The sequence below is a fragment of the Amphritea sp. 1_MG-2023 genome, assembly GCF_030547545.1.
Classification (GTDB): domain Bacteria; phylum Pseudomonadota; class Gammaproteobacteria; order Pseudomonadales; family Balneatricaceae; genus Amphritea.
Window position 1 is genome coordinate 1 of record NZ_JAUOQE010000092.1, and the last position, 548, is coordinate 548.

1 tRNA gene is annotated in these 548 nt (G+C 43.4%); it reads right to left on the bottom strand.

The window, feature by feature from the left end:
* Positions 1 to 240 precede the first annotated feature (240 nt).
* Positions 241 to 316 (bottom strand) — tRNA-Ala (locus tag Q4488_RS18805).
* Positions 317 to 548: the final 232 nt, after the last annotated feature.

The window sequence follows — 548 nt, forward strand, 5'->3', positions numbered from 1 at the left end:
ATTTCTTTCTCGTTTTGTTACAGGATTCATTTGTTAAAGAGCGTATAAAGCTAAAAGCTTTAAAAGATAAACATCAAGCAGATGTGTATGTTTTAAGACTTTCAGACGAGCAACTAAGTAAAACTCTAGCCAATGAATCATCGACTAAACTATCAACCCATATTTTATGTCAATCAAGGCAAAACCCGAGGACGCATAGCTTGCTATGTGACGAGGTTTTTAACGCTGAGTGGCGTAAAATGGTGGAGCTATGCGGGATCGAACCGCAGACCTCCTGCGTGCAAAGCAGGCGCTCTCCCAGCTGAGCTATAGCCCCTTAGTGGTCTTTTTCATCCTGTGCTTCGTTGTCATCGTTACTCAGTCGGTCATGTGTAAAACACACACTCCGTTCTTCGTGCCGCTGACGCCTCGATCAGAACAAAAAATCCTGCCTAAGCATTCCGTTACATTACTGTATCGGTCATGCCTGACATGCTCTCTTTATCAGTGATCAGATAATTCGTGTGAACGCTTGCTAAGAATCCGCTATCGTTTAAGGAGGTGATCCA